Below are 23,003 nucleotides of genomic sequence, written 5' to 3'. Positions count from 1 at the left end.
TAAAAATTAGATTTTATTCTTTTTTGCTTTTCACGTAAGGGACTAAGCTAGGCTCATTACACTGATATAGGGCCGTCTTCCATGTTGTTAAAAGAGCTTTCATCACTGGCTTCTCCACTGTCTCAAGGACAGGTGGATAAGCTGAAGCAACTCACTGCAGAATTAAGTGCTGTGCAATTGGCATGGGTGGGTGGGTATCTATCTGCGACAGCGCAATTGGGTGCTAGCACAGGAAGTGTTGAAAGCACCCCTGAGCAAACCATTACTATCTTATATGGTAGTCAGACAGGTAATGGCAGGGGCGTTGCCAGCGAACTTGCTGAGAAGGCACTGGCCCAAGGCTATGCCGTTAATCTGGTTTCGATGGCTGATTACAAGGTGCGTCAACTAAAACAGGAGACCTTACTACTGGCTGTGGTCAGCACCCATGGTGAAGGTGAAGCTCCTGATGATGCGATTGAACTGCATAAGTTCTTGGCGTCGAAACGTGCGCCAAGTTTAGAAAATTTACATTACTCAGTGTTAGCCTTAGGCGACTCAAGTTATGAGTTTTTCTGTCAAACCGGTAAAGACTTTGAGCAGCGCCTTGCCGCGCTCGGGGCAAAATCGATTGTGCCGCTAACAGAGTGCGATGTGGATTATGAAGCAGCTGCGAGCACTTGGCAGCAACATGTACTTGAAGCGGTGAAGCCGTTAATCAGTGCCGCGAGTGCCAGTGTAGTGTCTATCTCTTCAGTGACGTCAGCGACCAGCTCAGCTTTCACTAAGCAAAAGCCTTATAGTGCCGAGTTGCTTGTCAGCCAAAAACTGACGGGGCGAGACTCAGACAGAGACGTTCGTCATGTTGAGATTGACCTAGGTGAATCAGGACTGAGCTATCAAGTGGGGGATGCGCTAGGGGTTTGGTTTACTAACTCTGCCGATTTAGTGAATGAGATTATTGAGCAATTATCACTGGATGGCGCAACCCAAGTAACACTTGGTGATGAAACGCTCAGCTTGAGCCAAGCATTAACTGAAAAACGAGAGTTGACTCAGCTCTACCCAGGATTGGTGCAAAACTGGGCACAACTAAGCGGTGATGAAGCATTACTAGCACTGAGTGAAGATAGAGAACAGACGCGTCAGTTTGTGCTCAATCATCAGCTAGCAGATCTTGTTGCCCAGTATCCCGTTGATATCACCGCCTTTCAGTTGGTCGAGTTGTTACGTCCAATCACGCCGCGACTCTATTCCATTGCATCGAGTCAAAGTGAAGTGGAATCTGAAGTACATCTAACTGTGGCGTTGGTTGAAGATCAGCGTAATGGCACCAGCCGTTTCGGTGGCGCGTCGCAATTTTTAGCGACTGCTGATGAGGGAGCTGAAGTGAAGGTTTATGTTGAGCCTAACAACCACTTCCGTTTACCCGAGAACCCAGAAACGCCTGTGATCATGATAGGCCCAGGCACAGGTGTAGCGCCTTTCAGAGCCTTTATGCAGGAGCGTGCCGTGCAAGGTGCGACTGGAGAGAGCTGGTTGTTTTTCGGTAATCCGCACTTTGAACAAGATTTCCTTTACCAAACCGAGTGGCAGCAATACCTCAATGATGGCAGCCTGACCCGTTTGGATTCAGCTTTCTCACGGGACCAAGCACACAAAATATATGTGCAACATCGTATTACTGAGCGCGGCGAAGCGTTATGGCAGTGGTTAGAAAACGGGGCACATCTCTATATCTGTGGTGATGCAGAGCGTATGGCCAAAGATGTGCATCAGGCACTTCTTGAGGTGGTTAAACAGTTTGGCGGTAAAGATGATGAACAGGCGGCAGCGTATTTAGAAGCACTGCGTAGCGATAAGCGTTATCAAAAAGACGTTTACTAACCCTACGTCTTGATACCCGTAGATTTGACTAAAAAGATTAACGAGCAGTGGTGATGCCGCTGCTCGAAAAGGATGAGGCGCTAGCCATGAGTGATCAGAAATTATCAGTAAACGAATACCTTAAAACAGACAGTAACTATCTGCGCGGCACCATCGAAGAGGGTTTAGATACCTCATTGACAGGCTCGTTCAGTGAAGGTGACCAGCAGCTCATCAAATTTCATGGTTTCTATCAACAAGATGACCGCGATCTGCGTAATGAACGTAAAGAGCAAAAACTAGAGCCTTTATATAGCTTTATGTTACGTGCTCGTGTGGCTGGTGGTGTGTGTACGCCTAAGCAATGGTTAGGGGTCGATAAAATTGCCACAAACCTTACCAGTTCAAATAGCATTCGTCTTACCACACGTCAGACGTTTCAGTATCACGGTATTCCAAAGCGTAACCTGAAGACCTTGATTCAAGATCTCGACAAAGAGGCATTAGATTCAATCGCAGCTTGTGGTGACGTCAACCGCAACGTGATGTGTAATCCAAACCCCGTTGAGTCTAGATTGCACCAACAAGCCTTTTACTGGGCCAAAAAGCTGTCAGACAATTATTTACCACGCACTAAAGCCTACGCTGAAATCTGGCTGGGTGATGACAAAGTTGCTGTCAGTGAAGGTGATGAAGTTGAGCCGGTATACGGTAAGACTTATCTGCCACGTAAATTTAAGATGGCCGTTGCTGTGCCGCCAGATAATGACGTGGATGTTTATACCAATGACCTTGGTTTCGTCGCGGTGGCTGAAGCGGGTGAGTTAATTGGCTTTAATATGGTTGCTGGTGGTGGAATGGGATCGACCCATGGTGAAGTCGCTACCTTCCCGCGTCTTGGGGATGATTTTGGTTTTATTCAGGCACAAGACTGCCTTAAGTTTGCCGAAGCGGTACTTAAGGTGCAGCGTGACTGGGGCAATCGTTCCGATCGTAAACAGTCTCGTCTTAAATACACCATTGTAAAACATGGGTTTGAGGCGTTTAAAGCTGAAGTGGAAAAGCGTGCAGGGATAAAGTTTGAGCCTAAACGTGACGTTGTGATCGGCGATCGTGGTGATCGTTATGGTTGGATCAAAGGTGTTGATGATCAGTGGCACTTAACCCTATTTATTGAAGGTGGTCGCATTAAAGATCTGCCGGGTCAACCATTGCAAACGGGGTTACGCGAGATAGCCTTGGTACACAAAGGTGATTTCCGTATGACCTCTAATCAGAACATCATCATTGCGGGTGTGGCCGAAGCCGACAAAGCACAAATTGAAGCGATTGCTCGCAGTCATGGCTTGATGGGCAAGTTGATTAGTGAAACGCGTGGCCATTCAATTGCTTGTGTAGCACTACCGACTTGTGCATTGGCGATGGCAGAGGCGGAACGTTACTTCCCCGACTTCTTAACCAAAGTTGAGGCGCTGCAAGAAAAACATGGCTTTCTCGACCAAGGTATTGTGATCCGCATGACAGGTTGTCCTAATGGTTGTGCGCGTCCATTTGCGGCTGAAATCGGTTTAGTGGGTAAGGCGCCAGGACGTTACAACCTCTATTTAGGGGCTAGTTTTGAAGGGACGCGTTTGAATAAACTCTATCGTGAGAATATTCAAGAAGCAGAGATCTTATCTGAACTTGATGCCCTGTTTGCTCGTTATGTCAGTGAGCGCGAAACAGATGAAACCTTTGGTAATTTCACCGTGCGCGTTGGCGTGGTGAAAGCAGTGCTCGATGCTGCTAGGGATTTTCATGGATAATTCAGTGGTGACCGCTGAGGAACTATTGGCGCTGTTGTCTGCGCCAAAAGTTGAACAGCAAGCCGTATTAACGCAGGTGAATGAGTTTTTAGCCAAGCTCAGTCCAAGTGAACGTGTGGTGTGGGGCTTGGCTTACTTGCCGGGGAATCATGCACTGTCATCGAGTTTTGGTATTCAGGCTGCTGTGATGCTGCATCTGGTCAGCCAAGCGCAAAGTGATATTCCGGTAATACTCACTGACACGGGATACCTTTTTCCCGAAACCTATCAGTTTATTGACCAGTTAACTGAGCGTTTAAGCTTGAACCTAAAAACCTATCGAGCGCCACACAGTAGCGCCTGGCAAGAGGCTCGTTATGGACGCTTGTGGGAGCAAGGTTTAGATGGATTGGAGCAGTATAATCGGATCAATAAAGTGATTCCGATGCAAAATGCACTAAGCGATCTCAATGTGGGAACTTGGTTTGCTGGGTTGCGTCGTTCGCAATCGACCACTCGCGAAGCCTTGCCTATTTTAGCGATTCATGGCGATCGCTATAAGCTGTTGCCGATATTAGAGTGGAGCAATAAGGATGTGCATGAGTATCTAACTGCCCATGACCTACCTTATCATCCATTGTGGGAGCAGGGGTATGTGTCGGTGGGTGATACTCATTCGAGTAAGCCGTTAGAGCTAGGCATGAGCGAAGAGGAAACCCGTTTTAACGGTTTAAAACGTGAGTGTGGACTGCATTACGAAATCTAGGCTTAACGGGATTAGTCGCTGATGTTGAGCGGCTAACCTGTATTTTATGAAATTGAATATTGTTTAAATAATTGATTTTTTTAATGTTTAGAATTTGGTGTTTAATACTTACTTCTGATTTGTGCACTTTTTTTGCACACAGTTATGCACAGGTCATTATCTTGATCTATAGTTGTAAGTTCCCGTAGATGGTTTTGATATCTCGTCTGTATCAGATCTAAATTGGATCACGTAACTTTTCTTCCTCTTTAAAGTTACAGGCAGAGCTGCCGTCGATATTGAAACAAACTCGCTTTGGCGAGAGCTTGATGTTTGATTGGTTTGCTGGCGCACGCTAATTTAATAGCTTTAGGCCCTGGATAGCCCGATGTGGCTATCCAGGGATAGCTCCAATGATCACAAGCAACTCAGCGGACATTGGTATAAATCACATTTCCCTTTCTATTCATCCATATAGTACTATCTGTGCAACAATTTTTGTTTGCGAGCTTTCGGCTGACTCACAGTCTTGGCTGCTATCGATATTTTAAAGGGAGTTTTTAATGAAGAAGGCATTAGTGGCAGCGGCGGTGATCGCAATTGGAGCCGGCGCCTATTGGGCAACGCAAAATGGTACTGAACAGCAGCCTGGCCATGCCGCGCTGGCTTATGTTCCAGCCGATACACCTGTCTTTTCAGCACAGTTCACCCCGTTTCCACTGAAGGATTATATTGATTCGATTCCTGACGCACAGAAGCAGTATCCGCAAGAATTACAGGCTTTAATGCAAGATGAAAACGAACCTCGTGCTAAGTTTTTCTTTGGCCTATTTAATCGTTATATGCAAGGGATGAAAGATGGACAGACGTTTGTCACCACCTTTGGTCTTCCCGAGGATCTGACCAGTTATTTTTACACCTTGGGCGCGCTACCCGTGCTTAAGTTAGATATTGCTAATCCAGAAGTGTTTTGGGCATTGTTAGATAGCATAGAGGCTGAAAGTGGTTTAAACCATGAGATGCGTAAGCTAGCTCAAGTCGATTATCGCGCTTACCCGCTCACAGAGCCTGGTGAAGAAGAGCAAATCGATCTTGTTTTTGCTATCGACAACGGGATGCTAACGATTACTTTAGCGACCAGTTTTAGCGATCCGGCTTTATTAGAAACGGCGCTGGGTATTAAGCCTGTCACCAATCCTATCTCCGAGTCAGGTATTATCGAAGATATATTCGCTAAACATGGCTTCCTTAAAGATGGGGTTAGCTATATCAACCATCAAGAACTGGTCAAAGCGATAACGACCCAAGATGGTAATCAGCTCGCCAAACAGTTAACTCATCTGTTCACCATGGTTAATGACGATCCATTTGTTGAACTGAGATCTGAGGTGTGTAATCGCGAACTCAATGGTATCGCCGCTAATTGGCCACGCACTGTCATGGGATATACCGAGTTTGCGGTAAAAGATAAGCAGACAACTATGGGCTTTAGCACTGTAATTGAGAGTAATAATCAGGTGATTATGGGCGCGCTGAGCCAGATCCGTGGTTTTCTGCCTGCTTACACACAAGATGTTAAGACAAGTGTCTTTTCCATGGGGCTAGGGGTAGACGTTAATCAATTTGTGCCTGCAATCAGTAAGGTATGGGATGATCTACTAACGCCTCAATATGAGTGTGCGCCCCTGCAACAGATGCAAGCACAGATGCAAGGCCAAAGTCCTGCGATGTTAGGCATGTTTACCGGCATGGCTAATGGTGTCAAAGGGCTATCGATGTCGTTAATGGACTACGAGTTATCTGATGCAACCCAGCAGATTGAGTTAAAAGGGCTTGATGCGATAGTGACACTTTCTGCAGATGACCCCGCAACCCTGTTTAATATGGTTAAGCCTTTTGCGCCTGAATTGGCAAATGTGCAGTTGCCTAGCGATGGCAGTGCGATCGATTTAAGCGCTGCGTTGGGTCTGCCTCCTACTTTAGGTGTCAGTGCTAAGATGGCCGTTAAAGGTAACCATTTAGCCGTTTACAGCGGTGAAAAGAGCCAAGCCATCGCTGAGGCGTTAACCGCAGAACCCCTAACGAGTAATGGTTTAGTCACCATGTCTGCTGATTATGGCAAGATGTTCAAGCCTATGATGACTTTGATGGCCATGAGCGGAGAACCCGTTCCTCCTGAGTTTGAGAGCCTTAAAGATTACAATATGAAGCTTAAGGTCGATATGGATGTGAACGCGCAAGGTATTGTGATTGATTCATGGGTACAGACTCATCAATAATCACGGAATCAATTGAGCACGTTAAGCCCCATCAATGTTATGGGGCTTTTTTCTGGAAGGATAATGGATGATTGCAGGATTATTTTTAAAGGGTAATGAAGTTCGTATCGTGAACCTTAACGGTACACGTGAGCAGCATGAGTTGGTGGCCGATAAACTCAACAAGATAGCGATTCCTAAAGCACCGACGCAAGCGGATATAGCGATCTTTTGTGAAACGTTATTAGCCTACTGCGAACGGCATGCCATTGAACAGATAGTGGTCAATCGCCGTGCAACAACGGGACAGGGAGCCGGCGGTGCAGGTACGTTTATTCTGGAAGGGGTGATGCTTGCTGTGGTTAAGGTTCCGCTGAGTTTTGTTCATCCAGCCACGCTTAGAGCAAGCGACAAAAAGTACAGTGACCTAAAATTAGCGAAGCCAACAACAGTGGATTTAGGCAAGGCTTATGACCTTGCCTTTGAGGCATTAACTTAATCGGTTAGCTCTGTTTTTCAATGCCCAGCTCGGCCAGGGTGGCGGCAATATCTTCTGCCGCTGTTTCTGGGTTAATGTCGTCATCAATTTTTAAGATGGTGCCATCTTTGCCAATATAGAAGGTCACTCGGCTGGCGACACGGACTAAATTGAGTACGTCGTAGGCTTTAGCCGTCTCTTTTGTTGGATCGCTTAACATTGGAAAGTCTGCTTTTTGCTCCTTGGCAAACTTTTGGTTGTCCTCAAGGTCATCGACACTGGCCATCATATAAACCGCATTATACTCGCGAATCAAACTGCCTTTTTGCACTAACGATTTACACTCCAAGGTGCAGCCGCGGGTGTTGGCCATCGGATACCATGCAAGCACTAATGTCTGCTTACCAAGGTAGTCACTCAGCTGGTAACTATGGCCATCGGTCGCTTGCAGCTTAAAATCAGGCGCTTTGTCTCCAACTTTTAAGTCTGTGGCCTGTGCGGCGTTATTCCATAGCACGCTAAGCATTAACGTGGTCGAAATAAGTAGGGTTTTTACTAGGGTATTCATGGTGTATTCCTATAGTTGTGTTGCCTGCAGGGTTAGTTGTATTTGTCGCTACATTTGGATAAGTTCGGCGATTCCTTTCCAGTAGACGGTCTCTTCGAGTGGTTGTTCAATATCGGGCTGCGTTCCGACGCCTGACAGCTGTTGCCCCATGGCATCAAAGACTTGAGTACTGGTTACCCTAACATTGATACCGCTAACGGGAAGTTTAATCCTTTGGTGTTTATCCACATTTCCCAGCGTCGCCTCGCCAATTAATACGGTGTTGGGCCAGCCTTTGGCAAAGTGGGCTATCCACTGACACGCGTGTTTACATTGTGGTCCAATGATCAATACCAGTTTACCGGGCGTGGGTTGAGGCAGAATCATTGCCGGGGCAGGCGCGATAGCTAAACGTTTGCCATGCCATTGACTGAAGAGCTTGTCATCACGGTTAGTCACTAGATTGGTGGCCTGCTGCAGCTCAAGTTGTGCCTGGTTCGACAGCTGATCATAGGGTGTGTAATGCATTGACTGTAGGTAATCGGCTCGTATATTGGCGTGGCGTTTGTAGCGTGCTACGGCATAGATAGAGCTAGTTTGCCAGTCAGGGGATAACAGATCAGTTTGGTGTCCATAGGGCTGATAAGCTTGGTATTGATAACCGTAATAATGGTTTAAAAAACTTAACAAGCTATCAGAATCACCGTAGCCATAGCGCAGGTCCAGAATGGTTATAGGCGATAAGATGGCGCGGCGTAGGTTATTCGCCAAGGGACTGTTTGGCTCAAACGCATTAAGGTTGTTCACATTGATGATACCTAACGGCGAGTTTTCAAAGTTATCTTGCTCTCTGCGTGCTTGCAGTATCATGGGTGTTTCTGGGGTTAAAGACAGGATGACCTGGGTTGTCAGCTCGCCTTTGTCACTCAGTGTTAGTCGTACCTGAGGTTTATCTTCTATGCCTATTTCGGCGCGCAGCACCGAGAGACGTTTTAACCATTGAATCTGCAGTGAAGTTCGTTCTCGCAGCGACGGCGGCAAGAACTGCTGACTGGCGGTGACCCAACGACTGATTGGCAAACCATCGATATGGGTGAGGAAGGCGGCATCCGTATCAATAGGGTTGCCTTGCTCATCTAAGGCGAGCCAATCACTGTCAATGGTTCTGAGGTTAATGGGTAAAGTAAACCGTGATGAAATTGGCGAGATGGTTGCGCTAGCGTCATCTAGGTAGGCTAAAGCTTTGGCAATTTGGCTGGCTAGTATCTTAGTCGACATCCCATTTCGGTGCTGAGCGTCGATGAGTTCAAGCTGACGACTGAATGCGTCAAATTGTGCCGGGTTTTGCGCGGCAACAGCAGAGAATTGCGTGACGTGTTGACGCAAGGTCTGAAGTTCATGGCGCACTTCACTGTAGCTCAACTGCTGTTTAGGGGGCTCGCTCTTAATCGCGATGATGGTCAGCTGAATACAGCTGATGAGCATGATTAACCCGAAACCATTAATAATGGTTTGATGTCCAAATTTCATCATGCTCCTTGCTGGTTACGTAATGCTTAACGCATCATAGAATGTCATTTATTGAGACGCCAATACCAAACCTATTCGTGTGTGCATTGTAGTCGATAAGGCTCTCACCATAGCCATTAAAGTATTGGGCATAGACTCTGAGGTTACCGATAATGGGGTAACTCCAGGTAAGTTCTACCGCACCATAATTTGGCTTTTCTAGATTGTTTCGTAGCATCATGCTGAATCTATGTTCATCAAGACCATAAATAGCCATTAACTCAAAATTGCCCATGTAATCTAGGATGTCTGGATTGTCATCACCTTTTGGTGAGGTGGGGGTCTCTTTTTCATCTTCAGGGATCCGCCACCATACCTTTGCCGCAATGGCAAATGGACCATTGTCAAAAATCATGGTGCCATAGATACGATTCCAACTGCGGGACAGATCACCTGACTGTCCATTGGATTGATGAACGGCACCAACGCCCCATAGCGAGTTGGTTAAGGGACCAATTTTCCAGTCATTGTTAAACATCATGAAAATCTCTGGTTCATGATTAGTTTCGCGAAAAGGCGATGAGATCTCTTTATTGTAGACCTGCCAATAGGACTGGTTGGTGTAGGCAACAAATAGGTGACCATTGTCACCAAAAACGTTATACATCAATGGAAATTTAAAGCTTATCTGGAATTTGGCTTCAAGGTTATCCACTTGTGCCCCAGTCTCTTCTATCTCTTCTTTGAACGGGTCCATGTTAGGCGTGGTGTTATAGGTCACAGGTAAGATGTAGTTCACCTTATGCGGCGTTATAACAAAGGGGAGCTCTGCTGTGGCAAGTTCAACACTTACCCGTTCATCGAGAAGTGAGTCGGGTTTACTGGTTTTGGGTGAAGCCTTGTTTTCGGTGGCATGGGTGTTCGTTGATAGGCCGAGAAAGCTGGCTATCACTAGGCCGTAGATGGCGCTCTTTGTCTTCATCCTTGTGTCCTTTCATTATCTATTTTAGTGCCGTCACGGTGGCACTGTTTCATCGCTGTAACATCATAGCGCACAACTTTTCTCTATTCACCCAGATTAAATCACTTTCGTTTCACCCAGTTACCAAGCAGCGTTTGATGTAAATGCTACTAATAACTAAATGGAATATAATCTAACTCCTATCTATTTTTTATGGAATAAGAATGGCGGTATAGTAACCTTACTAATATTGTGAGAGATGCGAATATGGAACTACTAACGATACCTGGGCAACAACAGGGCAAAGTTTGGCTGGTGGGAGCTGGACCAGGTGATGTTGAGCTGTTAACGCTTAAGGCCTATCGCATCCTCAAAAAGGCCGATGTAGTCTTATATGACGCACTGGTTAGTGATGAGATCATGGCGCTTGTACCTCAGGACGCTGAGACAATTGCTGTCGGTAAACGTGCTGGTAAACATAGCGCAGCGCAAGATGAGATCAATCAACTACTGGTGACTAAAGCCTTTACCCGTAAAAATGTGGTGCGCTTAAAAGGTGGAGACCCTTTTATTTTTGGTCGCGGTGGTGAAGAGCTTGAAACCTTGGTAGATGCTGGTGTTGAGTTTGAAGTGATCCCTGGGATCACCGCTGCCAGTGGCACCTCTGCTTATGCAGGTATTCCACTCACTCATAGAGATTATGCCCAAGGGGTAAGTTTCATTACCGGTCATTGCAAGTTGGAAAGCCGTCCTATGGATTGGGCTGGTTACGCGAATAAGCAAAATACCTTGGTTATCTATATGGGCATTCTCAATGCCAATATTATTCAGGCGGGCTTGATGGGCGCTGGCCGAGCGGCCGATACGCCTGTGGCTATTGTGTCAAAAGCGACAACCGCATCACAACAATGTTTTATTGGAACCCTTGGTGAGTTAGAACAGCTTGCCGCTTCGCCAGCGTTGCAGATGCCTGCCTTGATGATTATTGGAGAAGTGGTCACTCTGCGCGAGCAGTTAAATTGGTTTAATCCAGCACAGAGCAGTACTGATGTTATCAGTGCTGCATTACTGAAATAGTTGGCCAGTGAGTTAATCTATTTTAAAGTCTTTGCTAAATAATGCATTAAGCGCTTTAGCATATTCTTGGTCGGGCTTAGGCCGCACGAGTTGGGCTAACTCATCCCCTGTTGAGGTTAAGCGGTAATAGCTCAGCAGCAAATGGCCATGCTTAGGGGTTAATCTTTTTTTAGCTCCTGCTAAAGTAAAATTAACCGGATTTTTTGAATTTAACTCCCCGGTTTCAAACTCACTACGATGTAAGAGTCCAGCATCCATCAAGGTTAAGATGGATGAGTAGGGCAGACCAAAGAGTGAAAAGGCGATAGTGGCCCCTTCTGATTTTCTAAATAAACGTCCCACGCCTCGCGCGTATCTATAGCCGTTCAGTAACTTAAGCTTACTGTCGCCATTAATGGTGACGGCAATGGTTAAGGCCTTTTCAAACATCTGTGCTTCTTTGTGCGTCAATTGCTTAAGGGTCGACAGAGTTCTTAGGCTGAAGTTTCCCGGGCTGGTGATCTCATTGGCTAGAATACGTCCCCATAACTCCTGCATATTTCTATTATGGATCTGCTCGGCCAGTTTAAAAAACTGATGGACCCAATCAGGGTCTAAATCGGCACCAGTGACATCAGAAGGCGTGTGAGAGATGGCAATAGCGTAAATGGTTTCGATATTGCTTTGATATTGGCTCGACAACTTGCGGGCGCGGTGTTCGGCGCGCTCGGCAATAGAGGCATTGGCTGGGCGGTAACCCTCTTCGCTGCCCAAGCCAAGTTGTCTTCCAAGTAGTAACGCCTTTTTACGTGCGGAGACATCTGGTTGACTACTTTGCGATGCAGAGACATTGACGATTTCAGCCATCTCACTTGCTCTATTTGAAGTTATGCGTTGCCACAGTTTATCGTAAAAAATAGGTTATGCCATAGGGCAGCTACACACGTCGCTGCTTAAGCCAAGTGACATTGTTCTCTTGATCGGGATGGCGTGGAATATTTAGCGCCAATATCAGTGAGCAGACGGCAAAACCGACGCCGATGAAGAACACCATCTTAATAGACTCCAGCCATAGTAGTCCTAACAACAAGGGGATCACGACGGCGGCGATATGGTTAATGGTAAAGCTTACTGACATGGTGGCTGCTATATCCTTAGGCGCAGCAATTTTTTGGAAATAGGTTTTGATGGCTATCGCCATGGCAAACAACAGATGATCGATCACATACAATGCGGCGGCGACATCGCTACTTTCGACAAATGCGTAACTGGTAAAAATGATGATTAGGCCGATATACTCCAAGGTCAGCGCGTTACGCTCACCGATACGGCCGATAAAGCGCCCTATCGCAGGAGCAAATAGCAGGTTGACCACGTAGTTGATAAGAAATAATGCGGTGATCTGACTGACGCTGTAGCCAAACTTTTCTACCATCATAAAGCCTGCAAACACCATAAATATCTGTCGTCTCGCGCCAGAGAAGAAGGTCAATAAGTAGTAGAGCCAGTATCGTTTGCGTAAAATTATCTTCTTATGCTGAACCTCTCCTTGAGGATATTGCGGGAAGTAGATCACTAAAGTGAGTACCATGATCAGTCCTAGTACTCCAATGATGGCGTACATCCATTGGTAGTCCAATTGTAACCAACTCATGATTAGCCAGATACTGCCATAACCGAGTAGGGCTGCAGCAGAGCGCCATGCCAATGCCTTACCAAAAAAGCCTGCAGTTTCGCTTTTATCCACCCATTGCAGCGTCAGCGATTGATTAATGGTTTCGAAATAGTGAAACCCCACAGACATCAGAACCGTGGTCACATACAAGCCAATCACTTGCGGAAAAAAGCCGGTAACGGCTACGCCTATGGTCAGTAAGGCCAATGATAACAAGGCAAAGGTTTGCTCTTTGAGCAGCAACAGGATGAAAATTGCGGTGAACGCCAGAAAACCTGGCACCTCGCGTAGGCTTTGTAGCATGCCTATCTCTGCGCCAGTAAAATTAGCTCGCTCAATGACAAAGTTATTCAGTAGCACCTGCCAAACGGAAAACACCAGCGACATAATAAATGTCATCCATAACAATAGCTTCTGAGGGCTTCTTTCCATTACTAGGCTTCACTTTTGCGGGCAGTTTTTAAGATAAAACAGTCTACAGCAATGTGAGATACCCCCGCAAACTTGTTTGAATCTTGTTGTTTTCTGGTGAGTAATCATCGCTATTTTTTAAATGCTGTGTTGTTAACAAATGTAAATTGTAATGAAAATGATTCGTATTTACTGTAATTTCCCACGCAATTACGGGGGAAGCTGTTAATCAGCATGGAGAAAGTATGAAGAGTAAGTTGAGCCTGCTTGGGCTTTGTGTTGCTAGCCTTTTGGGCACAAATGCGTTGGCGGCGACCGATCCACAAATGTTACTGCAAGCGATTGAACGTCAAGAACATGAACTTAAGGCGCTTAAACAGCAGTTGGCCACGCTCGCAGTGCAGCAGGAACAGCAGCAAGCACAACAGGCGCAAATGGTTAAAGAAGTGATAACCAATGAAGCTAAGCAGAGCCCTTGGAGCCGCTTTAAATTTGAATCCTATGGCACGGTTAATTACACCAGTGACGAGTATTACGACAATGTCCAAGACACCACACCAGAGCGCCGTGGCCGTTTCGATTTAGAGCGTATTGTGACTGAGTTTGGTTATCAATTTAATGACCAGTGGGACATGGAAGTTGAGATTGAATATGAGCATGGGGGCACTGGAACAGCATTAGAGTACGACGGCTTCGATGAGTTTGGTGAGTTTGAATCCGAGGTCGAAGCGGGCGGTGAAGTGATGATTGAAAAGGCGCAGATAAGGTATCGCCCCAATGATCTTTTTGGCGTCAAGTTCGGTAACATCCATTTGCCTATTGGGTTGTCGAGCGTGTTGCATAAACCCAACCAATATCTAACCGTGCTGCGTCATCGCAGTGAGACCGCGATGCTACCAGCCGTATGGAATGAAACCGGTGTCGGGATCTTTGGTGAGTACGCCAACTTTCATTATCAAGCCCAAGTGGTTAGCGGTCTCAATTCTGAATATTTCCGCACCTACGACTGGATCGCATCTGGGCATCAAAAGCGCTTTGAAACTGTTAACGCAGACGATCTAGCTTATGCACTACGTGTTGATTACGGCAGCTTTAAACAGGGAACAGCCGTCGGCGTGGCTTATTACTACGGTAATACCAGTGGTAACCGTCACAAAAGCAATAAGGTCGTTGGTGAGGGTAGCGTCAGCATTTTGGCCGTATCAGGTGCCTATGTTGAAGGGCCTTGGATATTGCGTGGCCAATATCTGCAAGGAACGCTCAGTGATGCAGATGCGATCACTCAAGCTAATAAAACCACACCAGGTTTAAAGCCAGGTAACTTTGCTCAATTAGGCAGTAAGTCAGAAGCCTTCTTTGTTGAAGCTGGTATCGATTTGAGCCACTTCTGGTCTTTGCCGCTAACCGTATTTGCCAACATCGACTACTCCAATCCCCTTGCGGAAGTGGAAACGGGGACGGCGACCAAGCGTTATGAAAATACCTGGACCAGTCTTGGGGTGAACTATAGCCCTATTCCTGAAATTGTGATTAAGGCCGAAGCGGGTCGCCAACAAGTGGCGGTGGCATCTATCCCTGATACCAACTTTTTTGCCCTCGGTGTGGGCTACCAATTCTCACTTTAATGGCTAAGCCAACTAAAATTTTTTGAATAAATGGAGTTATAGATGAAACAGTTAACATACAGCGCAATCGCTTTAGCCCTTATCTCAACGCTCGCGGCCTGTGGTGGGTCAGGCAGTGATGATTCCACAGTGGTGGTTCCTGACAATCGTTTTAGCTTTGTGGCGACAGAAATGATCACCAACCTAAATGATGAAGTGATCGTCAGTGGTTACTCCGCTTTAGCTAACCGAGGCGAAGCCTTGTACCAAGCGACTCAAACCTTAGTTGCCTCGCCATCACAAGCCAACTTAGTTGCCGCCCAAGATGCGTGGAAAGCGGCACGTCAGCCATGGGAGCAAGGTGAGTCACACATCTTTGGCCCAGTCGACTCATTGGGTATTGACCCACATTTAGACAGCTGGCCTCTTAACACCACAGATCTTAAAACTGTCTTAGCCACCACGTCAGGTTTTGATGCTGAAACCATTAAAGGTTGGAACGACGATGTGCAAGGTTTCCATACTATGGAGTTCCTGCTGTTTGGTGACGGTATTGCTGACAACAGCAAAGATATTGGCCAGATGACGGCGAGTGAGCGTGACTACCTGATGGGATTGGCTGAGGTGTTTCGCGATTACACCAAGATATTGGCTGATTCGTGGACTGTGAGTCATGACGGCCAAACCGGTCTAGCCTATGGCGAACTGGTTAAAAACCCAGGTGTAGCAGGCAATACTTTTTACAGTTCACAAGTCGGTGTCGTCGAAGAGTTAGTGAATGGCATGATAGGGATTGTCGATGAGGTGGGTAACGGCAAAATTGCAGACCCATTTGGCACCTCAATTGATACCGCAGACACGTCAAAGGTTGAGTCGCAATATTCATGGAACTCATTAACCGACTTCAGTGACAACATCATTGGCGTGCGCAACATCTATCAGGGTGAATTGACGGGTGAAGCCGACAAGCAAGGGCTGGTGGATTTCGTTAAGGCTGCCGACAGCGTATTAGCGACGCGGATCTCGAGTGAAATTGATGATGCCATTATCCAAATTCGCGCCATTGCTGGCACTAATAATATGCCATTTCGCCAAGCGATTAAGGATACAGAGGGACGTGAGCGGGTACAAAAAGCGATTGATGCGCTGTCTAAACTGCAGGCTAGCTTAGAAAATGATCTGCTGCCATTACTGAAAAAATGGGCGGTATAGTCACGCCTTAACCCAAGGAGGTGCAATGCGCCTCCTTTTTAATACCACAAAAACCTTATAAAAAAAGTGGTTAAAGTTCAGTTTCGATGTGTGCGACGTCAGTGGCTTAGTGTCACATCGGCTATTCAATTTGCTAAATTTAAGAGAGCAAGGTTAATGAAACCAACAACCCAGTTAAGCTATCTTGTTGCCGTCATCGCTTGCAGCCTACTGTTAGGCGGTTGCGGTGGTTCTGGTGACGAAGTCACAGAACCAGTACCTGAACAAATCTACCCAGACTACACAGACGTGACCGCGTTAGGCGGTGACACCACCACTTTCGATGCCTCCGCCTCTGGCCATGGCTTTTCTACCCCCGCCCCCAATCTCAATGCGCCCGGGCTTGCGCAACACTTAGCGGGTGATGTCAATTTTGAAACCGCCTTTACCACAGCGCCTAACAGCGAACATCCTGATCTTGATGGCCTAGGGCCTGTGTTTAACAACGCCGACTGCAACTCCTGTCATCAGCGCGATGGCCGTAACTCTACACCTATTGTGCCTGTGGGTAAGGCGCGCATTAAGTTGGGCTCCGACGCGGGTATTTTTCTGCGCATCAGCAAGGCGCCTAACCAGCCTTGTGTTACAGGGACGGCAGCCAACAATTACTGTGCCCCCATTCCTGTGCCTAACTTTGGTGGTCAACTGTTTCATCGTGGTGTATTAAAGGCGCGTGCCGACTGGGAGCAAAATCTGTTTGGAGGCCAAGCCGATGTGTATCTCTCTTATGCAACCAAAGTGGTAAGCTATCCTGATGGCAGCCAAGTGACCTTGAAAAAGCCATTGTTTGCGGTTGAAAACCCGTTCGATGCGCCAGGAGAAACCAAACAGAGCAGTAACCTTACCTCCAACTTACTGCAAGATGATGTATTGATGGGATGGCGCAACGGTATGCCAGTATTTGGTCTTGGCCTGCTGGAGGCGATCCCTGAAGCTGATATTTTAGCGTTGGTGGATGAGAATGATACTAATGGCGACAAGATCTCTGGCCGCGCCAACTATGTTTTTGATGCAGTGAAGGCGCAAAAGGGAGATACACACCCAGTGTCATTAGGCCGATTTGGTTGGAAAGCCAACACTCCGAGTGTACGGGTACAATCTTTAGGGGCGTTGCGCGGTGATATTGGGATCACTAATCCACTGTTTCCCGATGAGAGCATTGCGGGCACCTCGATGCATGACAGTTACCTAACCCGCACAGGTTTTGTGGATAGTGGCAGTGATGAACATGGTGCGCCCGAAGCCAGTGCCGCGTTCAGTGACGATGTGGTATTTTACGCCGAAACCTTAGCCGTCCCTGCACGCAGAAACAGCGGTAATGCCGATGTACGTGAAGGCGCGAGGTTGTTCGAGTTGGTTAATTGTAGCGGCTGTCATCAACCACGCTTTGTGACCAAGTCAACCGGTGAAATAGGCGGAAAACCTATGGCTGAGGCGCTCAAGGGGCAAACAATTTATCCCTTTAGCGATATGTTGCTGCACGACATGGGGGATGAACTTGCCGATGGTCGTCCAGACTTCCTTGCCAATGGTAACGAGTGGCGTACGCGACCGTTATGGGGCATAGGGCTTACTCAAACGGTAAATCCGCAAGCGGGCTTCTTACATGATGGCCGTGCGGCCACGATCGAAGAGGCCATTTTATGGCATGGCGGTGAAGCACAAACGAGCACAGACAAATTTATGGCGTTGTCAGTGACAGAGCGAACCCAGCTGATCGATTTTGTGATGTCACTGTAACGTTAAACGTCCGCTTTGCGGTGAGTGAAATAAGCGTGATGAATCAGGCTTATCTGACTCCCATTAGGCAAGCTATAAAAGCGGAGCTAAGCTCCGCTTTTTGCTCTTTACATGATAGAAAATGGATATTTGTGAACTAGATAAACATCCACTTAGTTTTGCACTTTACCCTCGTGATCTGTTTCAATTAAATATCGGGCGATATCACCTATGATTGAGCCATAGAATGAAACAAAAAAGTTAGGGGCATCAGTGAGTAAAATTTTAATTATCTATTCTAGCGTGCATGGACAGACACGTAAGATCACCGATTTCCTGCAGCAAGAGTTGGTTGCATTGGGTGATGAGGTCACCTGTGCCACTATCGATAACCCGCCTTCACTCGCGGATTTTGATAAGGTGGTAATAGGTGCCAGTATTCGCCATGGCAAGCACAACCCGGCCGTATATGACTTTATTGCAAATAATTTGGCGCTGTTAAACAGCAAAGCAAACAGTTTCTTTTCGGTGAGTTTAGTGGCCAGAAAGCCTGCAAAAAACACCCCTGAAACCAATCCTTATATGCAAGCATTTTTAAGTAAGACTGAGTGGCGGCCTAAGTTACTTGAAGTGTTTGGCGGGAACTTGGACTATCAGGGCTACAATGCATTAGACAGAAATATTATTCGCTTTATCATGTGGATAACCAAAGGCCCAACTGATGCAAACACTAAGGTTGAGTACACAGATTGGGATAAAGTGACCTATTATGCCGAGCAGCTTCATCGCGCTTAGGAGAGCAATATGCCCAAGTGGCTGTCTAACACTGTAAAACAGCTCCTCACCTACCAGCATCTACTGGTGATTGTGTTGTCACTATTTTTGATTAGCACTAGCGGTTGGATCTTGATGGGTCGTGCGATTCGAACCCAAGCGTCGATATGGGATCTATTGCATGTTTATCTAGGGGCGGTGGTGGCCTGTTTATCCGTCTCTATGCTGCTGACCAATGTGATAAAGGGTAAGTGGCGTCAATACTTTTCTTGGTTAGCCGGTGACTTTACGCAGTTGAGTCAGGATGTCTGTGGTTTAAAAAAAGGTAAAATCCCGCTGGCTGGTGGACGTGGACTGTTTAGTGCTATTGAGGGGATTGGCTTAATTTTATTGCTATTAGTCTCGATAACGGGTGCCATGTGGTATTTCACTCAAGGCAGTAGTGAAGCGTTAAATTGGCGCAGTTATCACCATAGTGCCGCCCATGGTTTTATCGGCTTTATCATTATTCATAGCATTTGCGCGGCAGCCCACCTTCTGGATTTTATCCGCAATTAGACCGAATTAGGTTTTTGACTTTGCTTGATTGGCGTTTAGCGGCGTGTTTCTTGGTAAGTGTGTTTGAAGATCGTACCTTCATGACAACCTATCACCTGCGGTGAGCTTGTGTGCAAGCGCTATTTGGGCTCGGTTAGTGAAGCGTCTGTTGTGAGCCGCCCATGATTTCGAAGGCCCAAACCGCGCTTACACTGGGTTATTCACTCTCTTCGATTTGACTGTATTTGGTGTGAGTGGCGAGGCAAAAGCTAACGTGCTTTTGCCCCAAAGTGGGTTGGCCTTGGAATGAAGGTCTGGCATTTTTTCATTTCGCTTAAGTAGCGTTTGGCTGCATCTTATTTGTTGGGTGTTTTAGAAGGTCACACCTTTGCTGTTACTTAACGCCTGTCCGGCGAGGAATGTGCAAGCGCTCTTTTGGCTCGCCACGAGCACTTCCATGTGGGCTCTGCGAAATCATCCATGATTTCGAAGGCCAAAACCGTGCTTACACTAGGATATTAACTCTCTTCGATTTTACTTCATTTGGAGTGAGTGGCGAGTAAAAAGCTAACGTGCTTTTGCCTCAAAATGACTTAACACGTTGTCGGTGGATCAGTACCTAACGGGCTTTCTGGCCTAGACATTTTCATCGCGACACCAGCGAGATGTAATTCACTACTCCCCAACCAAAAACTGGATAACTATACAGTCATATTCAAATCATCAGGATTTTGAACGATTTTCATCCTGAATTTGTGCGCGTTTTCTCATTTTTATTTAAATAAAGAGTATTAGAATTAATCGCTTATGCTATTCGTCAAGTAGATAATAGGTTTGGAAAACGCGCATGCGCGTTTTTCCAGATGGTATATTTAGCAAAATGCTGATAAGTTCATTATATACAGATAGTTAACTGTGCGCGTTTTCACTGGTCCAACGAGGTAAACGCGCATGCGCACTAATAAAATGTTCTTGACCTGCGGTAGACGATTTTTAGCAAAAAAGAAGTGATATTTAAGTCTAGCCGAAGGAATAGATAGAGCCAAACGCGATGGAAGAAACGCCTAATTTATGATAGCTTGAAGGCACTTGCTAAGGCTCGTAAAGCGAAGCTTTTAAGAGACCTGCAATTGACTTCAAGTAAAGCAGCGATGCTTCCCTCACGCCGCAGGGGGCATTAATTAAGCCCCAAGGGCATGGAATATAAACTCACGGATTGAGTAGCGATAACCTCCTCTCTCCGAAAGTAAAGAACAAGCCGTTTCACGAGACCTTCGGCTCGTGAACCACGATCGTTATATGCCCTAAAGGAAGTTGAGGTGCACTATTAAATCGAAGAATATAATTGCACTTCCTTGTGCAGTTCTAGCAATGTACCCCGGCTTTTTAGCTTCAACACTTGCTAGTGAATACTATGACAAAGTTGCAGTTTCTACTTTAGTAGCCTTAGTGGCAGCATTCTTTTTTTATCGTAATTTAGCTATTTACCAAAAAGCGGATGGCTATCTAAAATGCTTTTTTGTTTCTACTTTTTTATTAAGTGGTAATTTTAGTATTCCTGTTTGGTCGTCTGCGGCAAAAAACGATGCTAGTAATTTGGTCTTCTTGTTACTATTTCCAGCGATGTTTATAGCCAATTATCTTTTAACTAAGAGCGAACCTGCAAAACATGCTGTAGCTTTGTATAATCGGGCATATAACAAGTCGTTAAAGCAGGATAAATAACAGTTGGCTTTTGCTCCTGCGTCGCTTATTTTAGCCAACATATTATTTGCCTCTTAACGAGGCGTTAGATTGCAATCATAGATAGGAGATCAAATGTCACAGTGGGACGATAGATTCAATGAGCATGCTATTCATGCAAGCATTGAGAATTTGACAGAAAGATTGAAGGCTAAAGAACTTATATCTGACGACCTCAATATGATTGAAATTATTGATCGTATTACTCAAGCGAAATAATATGCTGATTTATGTCTTCAAAACTTGATTCCTGCACTCGTAAATCATGCGAACTTAGATAAAGCCAATAGCTATATATGGAGTATAATTTCAGAGATTAATAGTTACATTTCAAATAATAATATGGGGCACCTCAATAATACATCTGCGCATATTGACAACTTGATGGTGCAACTAAACGCATTGCCTGTTACCAAACAAATTATTACAGAGCAATCATTTACTAACTCACTTATTGAATTTAAAAAATTAATCGAAAAGTCTTTTTCTGAATTAAAAAAATCAAAAGATGAACTATTTGAATCTGTTGAAACTATTACGAATGACTCAACAGAACAAAAACACAAACTTGAAGAATTAATAGCTGAAATCGAAAAGTATGACGAAAGCATTCAAACATCACTTGGTAGTTTTAACGAAAGATTTGATGAAACTGAGCAACAATATTCTGAAAAGCTAGGCGAAACCACGAATAGCTTTAAAAGCCAATATCAAGATTTTTCAGAAGATATTAGCGAAAAACTAAACGCTAACGTAGTTACAAATGAAGAAAAAGTGGAAGAACTTCTAATTAAGCATGAAGAAAGTTTTAGTGAGCAAACTGAGAAACAGAAATCGGATGCTCAGGCAGTTTTAGACGAATTAGAAGAGAAGAAATCTGAAGCTTCTACCTTGCTACAAATTATCGGAAATATTGGCATAACAGGTAACTATCAAAATATTGCAAACAATGAGAAAAAAGCAGCAGATATTTGGCGGCGCATTGCACTTAGCTTGATGATAGGAATGGTTTTAATTATTGGCGTTACAATTTTTATATCCGCTACAAATGGGTTTGATTGGAAATTAGCATTATTTAGAGTAGGTGCTGCTCTTGTCTTAGCTATACCTGCTGCTTATGCTGCCAAAGAATCTGCCAAACATCGAAGTTTAGAAAACCATAATAGACGATCTGAATTGGAGTTGGCTTCCCTAGATCCATATTTGGAAAAATTGCCTAAAGACACAAGGGATAAGGTTAAAGAAGAGCTAACTAAGAAGTTCTTTGGTTTAAATAGCACTGAACCAAAAGTAGAAGACCCTGTTTCAAATAAGGCAATATTAGACTTGTTGAAAGCGGCAATAGATAAGAAGTAATGCAATCTAACCAAAACATAGACACCCATCATTAATTGCGCAGAAGCAAACCTCTAACTATGCTTTGATTTAGCATTGAACAAGGAGGTTTTTATGCCACGCCCTCGCAGCACTCAAATTAGTTTGGAAGACACTCCCTATTATCATTGTTGTAGCCGTGTTGTTCGCCGCGCTTTCTTATGTGGTGACGATAAATACACAGGTAACAACTATGACCACAGACGAGGGTGGGTTGAATCATTAATTCTTGAACTTACCGAAGTCTTTGCTATTGATGTGGCGGCTTATGCGGTGATGTCTAATCATCTGCATGTGGTGTTGCATATTGATATTGAAACGGTAAACCGCTGGAGTGACCGCGATGTCATCGAGCAATGGCATAAGTTGTTTAAAGGCGATGAATTAACCCATAAGTTTGCCAATGGTCAGCTGATTGACCCCCATGAAGTTGCAAGGTTAAAGCACACAATAGCCATTTACCGCAGTCGCTTATGTGATATTTCCTGGTTTATGCGTTGCCTTAACGAACCCATCGCTAGACAAGCCAATCAAGAAGATAACTGCACAGGTCGATTTTGGGAGGGCAGGTTTAAATCTCAGGCGCTTTTAGATGAAGTCGCAGTATTAGCCTGTATGGCGTATGTAGAGTTAAACCCTGTTAGAGCCAAGAAGGCCAGTACCCCAGAGCATAGTGACTACACCAGTATCCAACAACGGATAAAAGCGGTAATCAAAGGTGAGCAGCCTAAG

The 23,003-nt window shown here is 45.5% G+C and carries 20 protein-coding genes; 15 read left to right on the top strand and 5 right to left on the bottom strand.

What is annotated here, in order from left to right:
• Window positions 1-81 precede the first annotated feature (81 nt).
• The 5 genes from BEL05_RS04715 to BEL05_RS04695 all read left to right on the top strand — a co-directional run bounded on the left by BEL05_RS04715 (window position 82) and on the right by BEL05_RS04695 (window position 7,131).
• Window positions 82-1,866, top strand: coding sequence for an assimilatory sulfite reductase (NADPH) flavoprotein subunit (locus BEL05_RS04715; protein ID WP_069670452.1), 1,785 nt, complete (start codon window positions 82-84; stop codon window positions 1,864-1,866).
• Window positions 1,867-1,952: 86 nt separating this feature from the next.
• Window positions 1,953-3,650 (top strand): assimilatory sulfite reductase (NADPH) hemoprotein subunit, encoded by a 1,698-nt coding sequence (gene cysI, locus BEL05_RS04710; protein WP_028764177.1) that lies wholly within the window; start codon window positions 1,953-1,955, stop codon window positions 3,648-3,650.
• Complete coding sequence (locus BEL05_RS04705; RefSeq protein WP_175427318.1) at window positions 3,643-4,395, top strand: phosphoadenylyl-sulfate reductase; 753 nt, start codon at window positions 3,643-3,645, stop codon at window positions 4,393-4,395. The genes cysI and BEL05_RS04705 overlap by 8 nt, the downstream gene beginning before the upstream one ends.
• A 542-nt stretch (window positions 4,396-4,937) precedes the next feature.
• Entirely contained in the window at window positions 4,938-6,653 is a 1,716-nt protein-coding gene (locus BEL05_RS04700) for a hypothetical protein (RefSeq protein WP_069670451.1), read from the top strand.
• Between the two features lie 67 nt (window positions 6,654-6,720).
• Window positions 6,721-7,131 carry a DUF3010 family protein gene (locus tag BEL05_RS04695; RefSeq protein WP_069670450.1) on the top strand — a complete coding sequence of 137 codons (411 nt, stop codon included), beginning with the start codon at window positions 6,721-6,723 and terminating at the stop codon, window positions 7,129-7,131.
• A 4-nt stretch (window positions 7,132-7,135) separates the two neighbouring features.
• Here the strand turns inward: BEL05_RS04695 and BEL05_RS04690 are convergent, their stop codons facing one another.
• The 3 genes from BEL05_RS04690 to BEL05_RS04680 all read right to left on the bottom strand — a co-directional run bounded on the left by BEL05_RS04690 (window position 7,136) and on the right by BEL05_RS04680 (window position 10,148).
• Window positions 7,136-7,636, bottom strand: a complete 501-nt coding sequence (locus tag BEL05_RS04690) for a peroxiredoxin family protein (RefSeq protein ID WP_394230430.1) — start codon at window positions 7,634-7,636, stop codon at window positions 7,136-7,138.
• Window positions 7,637-7,726: 90 nt separating this feature from the next.
• Complete coding sequence (locus tag BEL05_RS04685) at window positions 7,727-9,187, bottom strand: S41 family peptidase (protein ID WP_069670449.1); 1,461 nt, start codon at window positions 9,185-9,187, stop codon at window positions 7,727-7,729.
• A 34-nt stretch (window positions 9,188-9,221) separates the two neighbouring features.
• Complete coding sequence (locus BEL05_RS04680; protein ID WP_069670448.1) at window positions 9,222-10,148, bottom strand: phospholipase A; 927 nt, start codon at window positions 10,146-10,148, stop codon at window positions 9,222-9,224.
• A 246-nt stretch (window positions 10,149-10,394) separates the two neighbouring features.
• Between BEL05_RS04680 and cobA the strand changes: the two genes are divergently transcribed.
• A complete protein-coding gene (cobA, locus tag BEL05_RS04675) occupies window positions 10,395-11,204 on the top strand; it encodes a uroporphyrinogen-III C-methyltransferase (RefSeq protein ID WP_069670447.1) in 810 nt (269 codons plus the stop codon).
• Window positions 11,205-11,216: 12 nt separating this feature from the next.
• Here the strand turns inward: cobA and BEL05_RS04670 are convergent, their stop codons facing one another.
• Window positions 11,217-12,050: a TIGR03899 family protein gene (locus BEL05_RS04670; protein ID WP_069670446.1), complete on the bottom strand. Its 834-nt coding sequence runs from the start codon at window positions 12,048-12,050 to the stop codon at window positions 11,217-11,219.
• Between the two features lie 70 nt (window positions 12,051-12,120).
• A complete protein-coding gene (locus BEL05_RS04665) occupies window positions 12,121-13,290 on the bottom strand; it encodes an MFS transporter (protein ID WP_069670445.1) in 1,170 nt (389 codons plus the stop codon).
• 224 nt (window positions 13,291-13,514) lie between these two features.
• Here BEL05_RS04665 and BEL05_RS04660 point away from each other — a divergent pair, with 224 nt between their 5' ends.
• The 9 genes from BEL05_RS04660 to BEL05_RS04625 form a co-directional block, all read left to right on the top strand.
• On the top strand, window positions 13,515-14,894 hold the full coding sequence (locus tag BEL05_RS04660; RefSeq protein ID WP_069670444.1) for a hypothetical protein: 1,380 nt from the start codon (window positions 13,515-13,517) through the stop codon (window positions 14,892-14,894).
• A gap of 42 nt (window positions 14,895-14,936) precedes the next feature.
• Window positions 14,937-16,085, top strand: coding sequence for an imelysin family protein (locus tag BEL05_RS04655; RefSeq protein WP_069670443.1), 1,149 nt, complete (start codon window positions 14,937-14,939; stop codon window positions 16,083-16,085).
• 156 nt (window positions 16,086-16,241) lie between these two features.
• Window positions 16,242-17,864 carry a di-heme oxidoredictase family protein gene (locus BEL05_RS04650; protein ID WP_069670442.1) on the top strand — a complete coding sequence of 541 codons (1,623 nt, stop codon included), beginning with the start codon at window positions 16,242-16,244 and terminating at the stop codon, window positions 17,862-17,864.
• 252 nt (window positions 17,865-18,116) lie between these two features.
• Window positions 18,117-18,638 (top strand): menaquinone-dependent protoporphyrinogen IX dehydrogenase, encoded by a 522-nt coding sequence (gene hemG, locus BEL05_RS04645; RefSeq protein ID WP_028764189.1) that lies wholly within the window; start codon window positions 18,117-18,119, stop codon window positions 18,636-18,638.
• Between the two features lie 9 nt (window positions 18,639-18,647).
• Window positions 18,648-19,175 (top strand): cytochrome b/b6 domain-containing protein, encoded by a 528-nt coding sequence (locus tag BEL05_RS04640; RefSeq protein ID WP_069670441.1) that lies wholly within the window; start codon window positions 18,648-18,650, stop codon window positions 19,173-19,175.
• A gap of 1,350 nt (window positions 19,176-20,525) precedes the next feature.
• On the top strand, window positions 20,526-20,879 hold the full coding sequence (locus tag BEL05_RS04635) for a hypothetical protein (RefSeq protein ID WP_028762250.1): 354 nt from the start codon (window positions 20,526-20,528) through the stop codon (window positions 20,877-20,879).
• Between the two features lie 93 nt (window positions 20,880-20,972).
• On the top strand, window positions 20,973-21,116 hold the full coding sequence (locus BEL05_RS21005; protein WP_175427317.1) for a hypothetical protein: 144 nt from the start codon (window positions 20,973-20,975) through the stop codon (window positions 21,114-21,116).
• Window positions 21,117-21,281: 165 nt separating this feature from the next.
• Window positions 21,282-22,253 carry a hypothetical protein gene (locus BEL05_RS04630; protein ID WP_139151819.1) on the top strand — a complete coding sequence of 324 codons (972 nt, stop codon included), beginning with the start codon at window positions 21,282-21,284 and terminating at the stop codon, window positions 22,251-22,253.
• A gap of 93 nt (window positions 22,254-22,346) precedes the next feature.
• The coding region (locus BEL05_RS04625) for a transposase (RefSeq protein ID WP_069670439.1) at window positions 22,347-23,003 on the top strand (657 nt) is incomplete at its 3' end.

This window comes from Shewanella colwelliana (assembly GCF_001735525.1).
Lineage (GTDB): Bacteria > Pseudomonadota > Gammaproteobacteria > Enterobacterales > Shewanellaceae > Shewanella > Shewanella colwelliana.
Note: the sequence above shows the minus strand (reverse complement) of the source record. Positions and strands in the feature narration are given on the sequence as shown.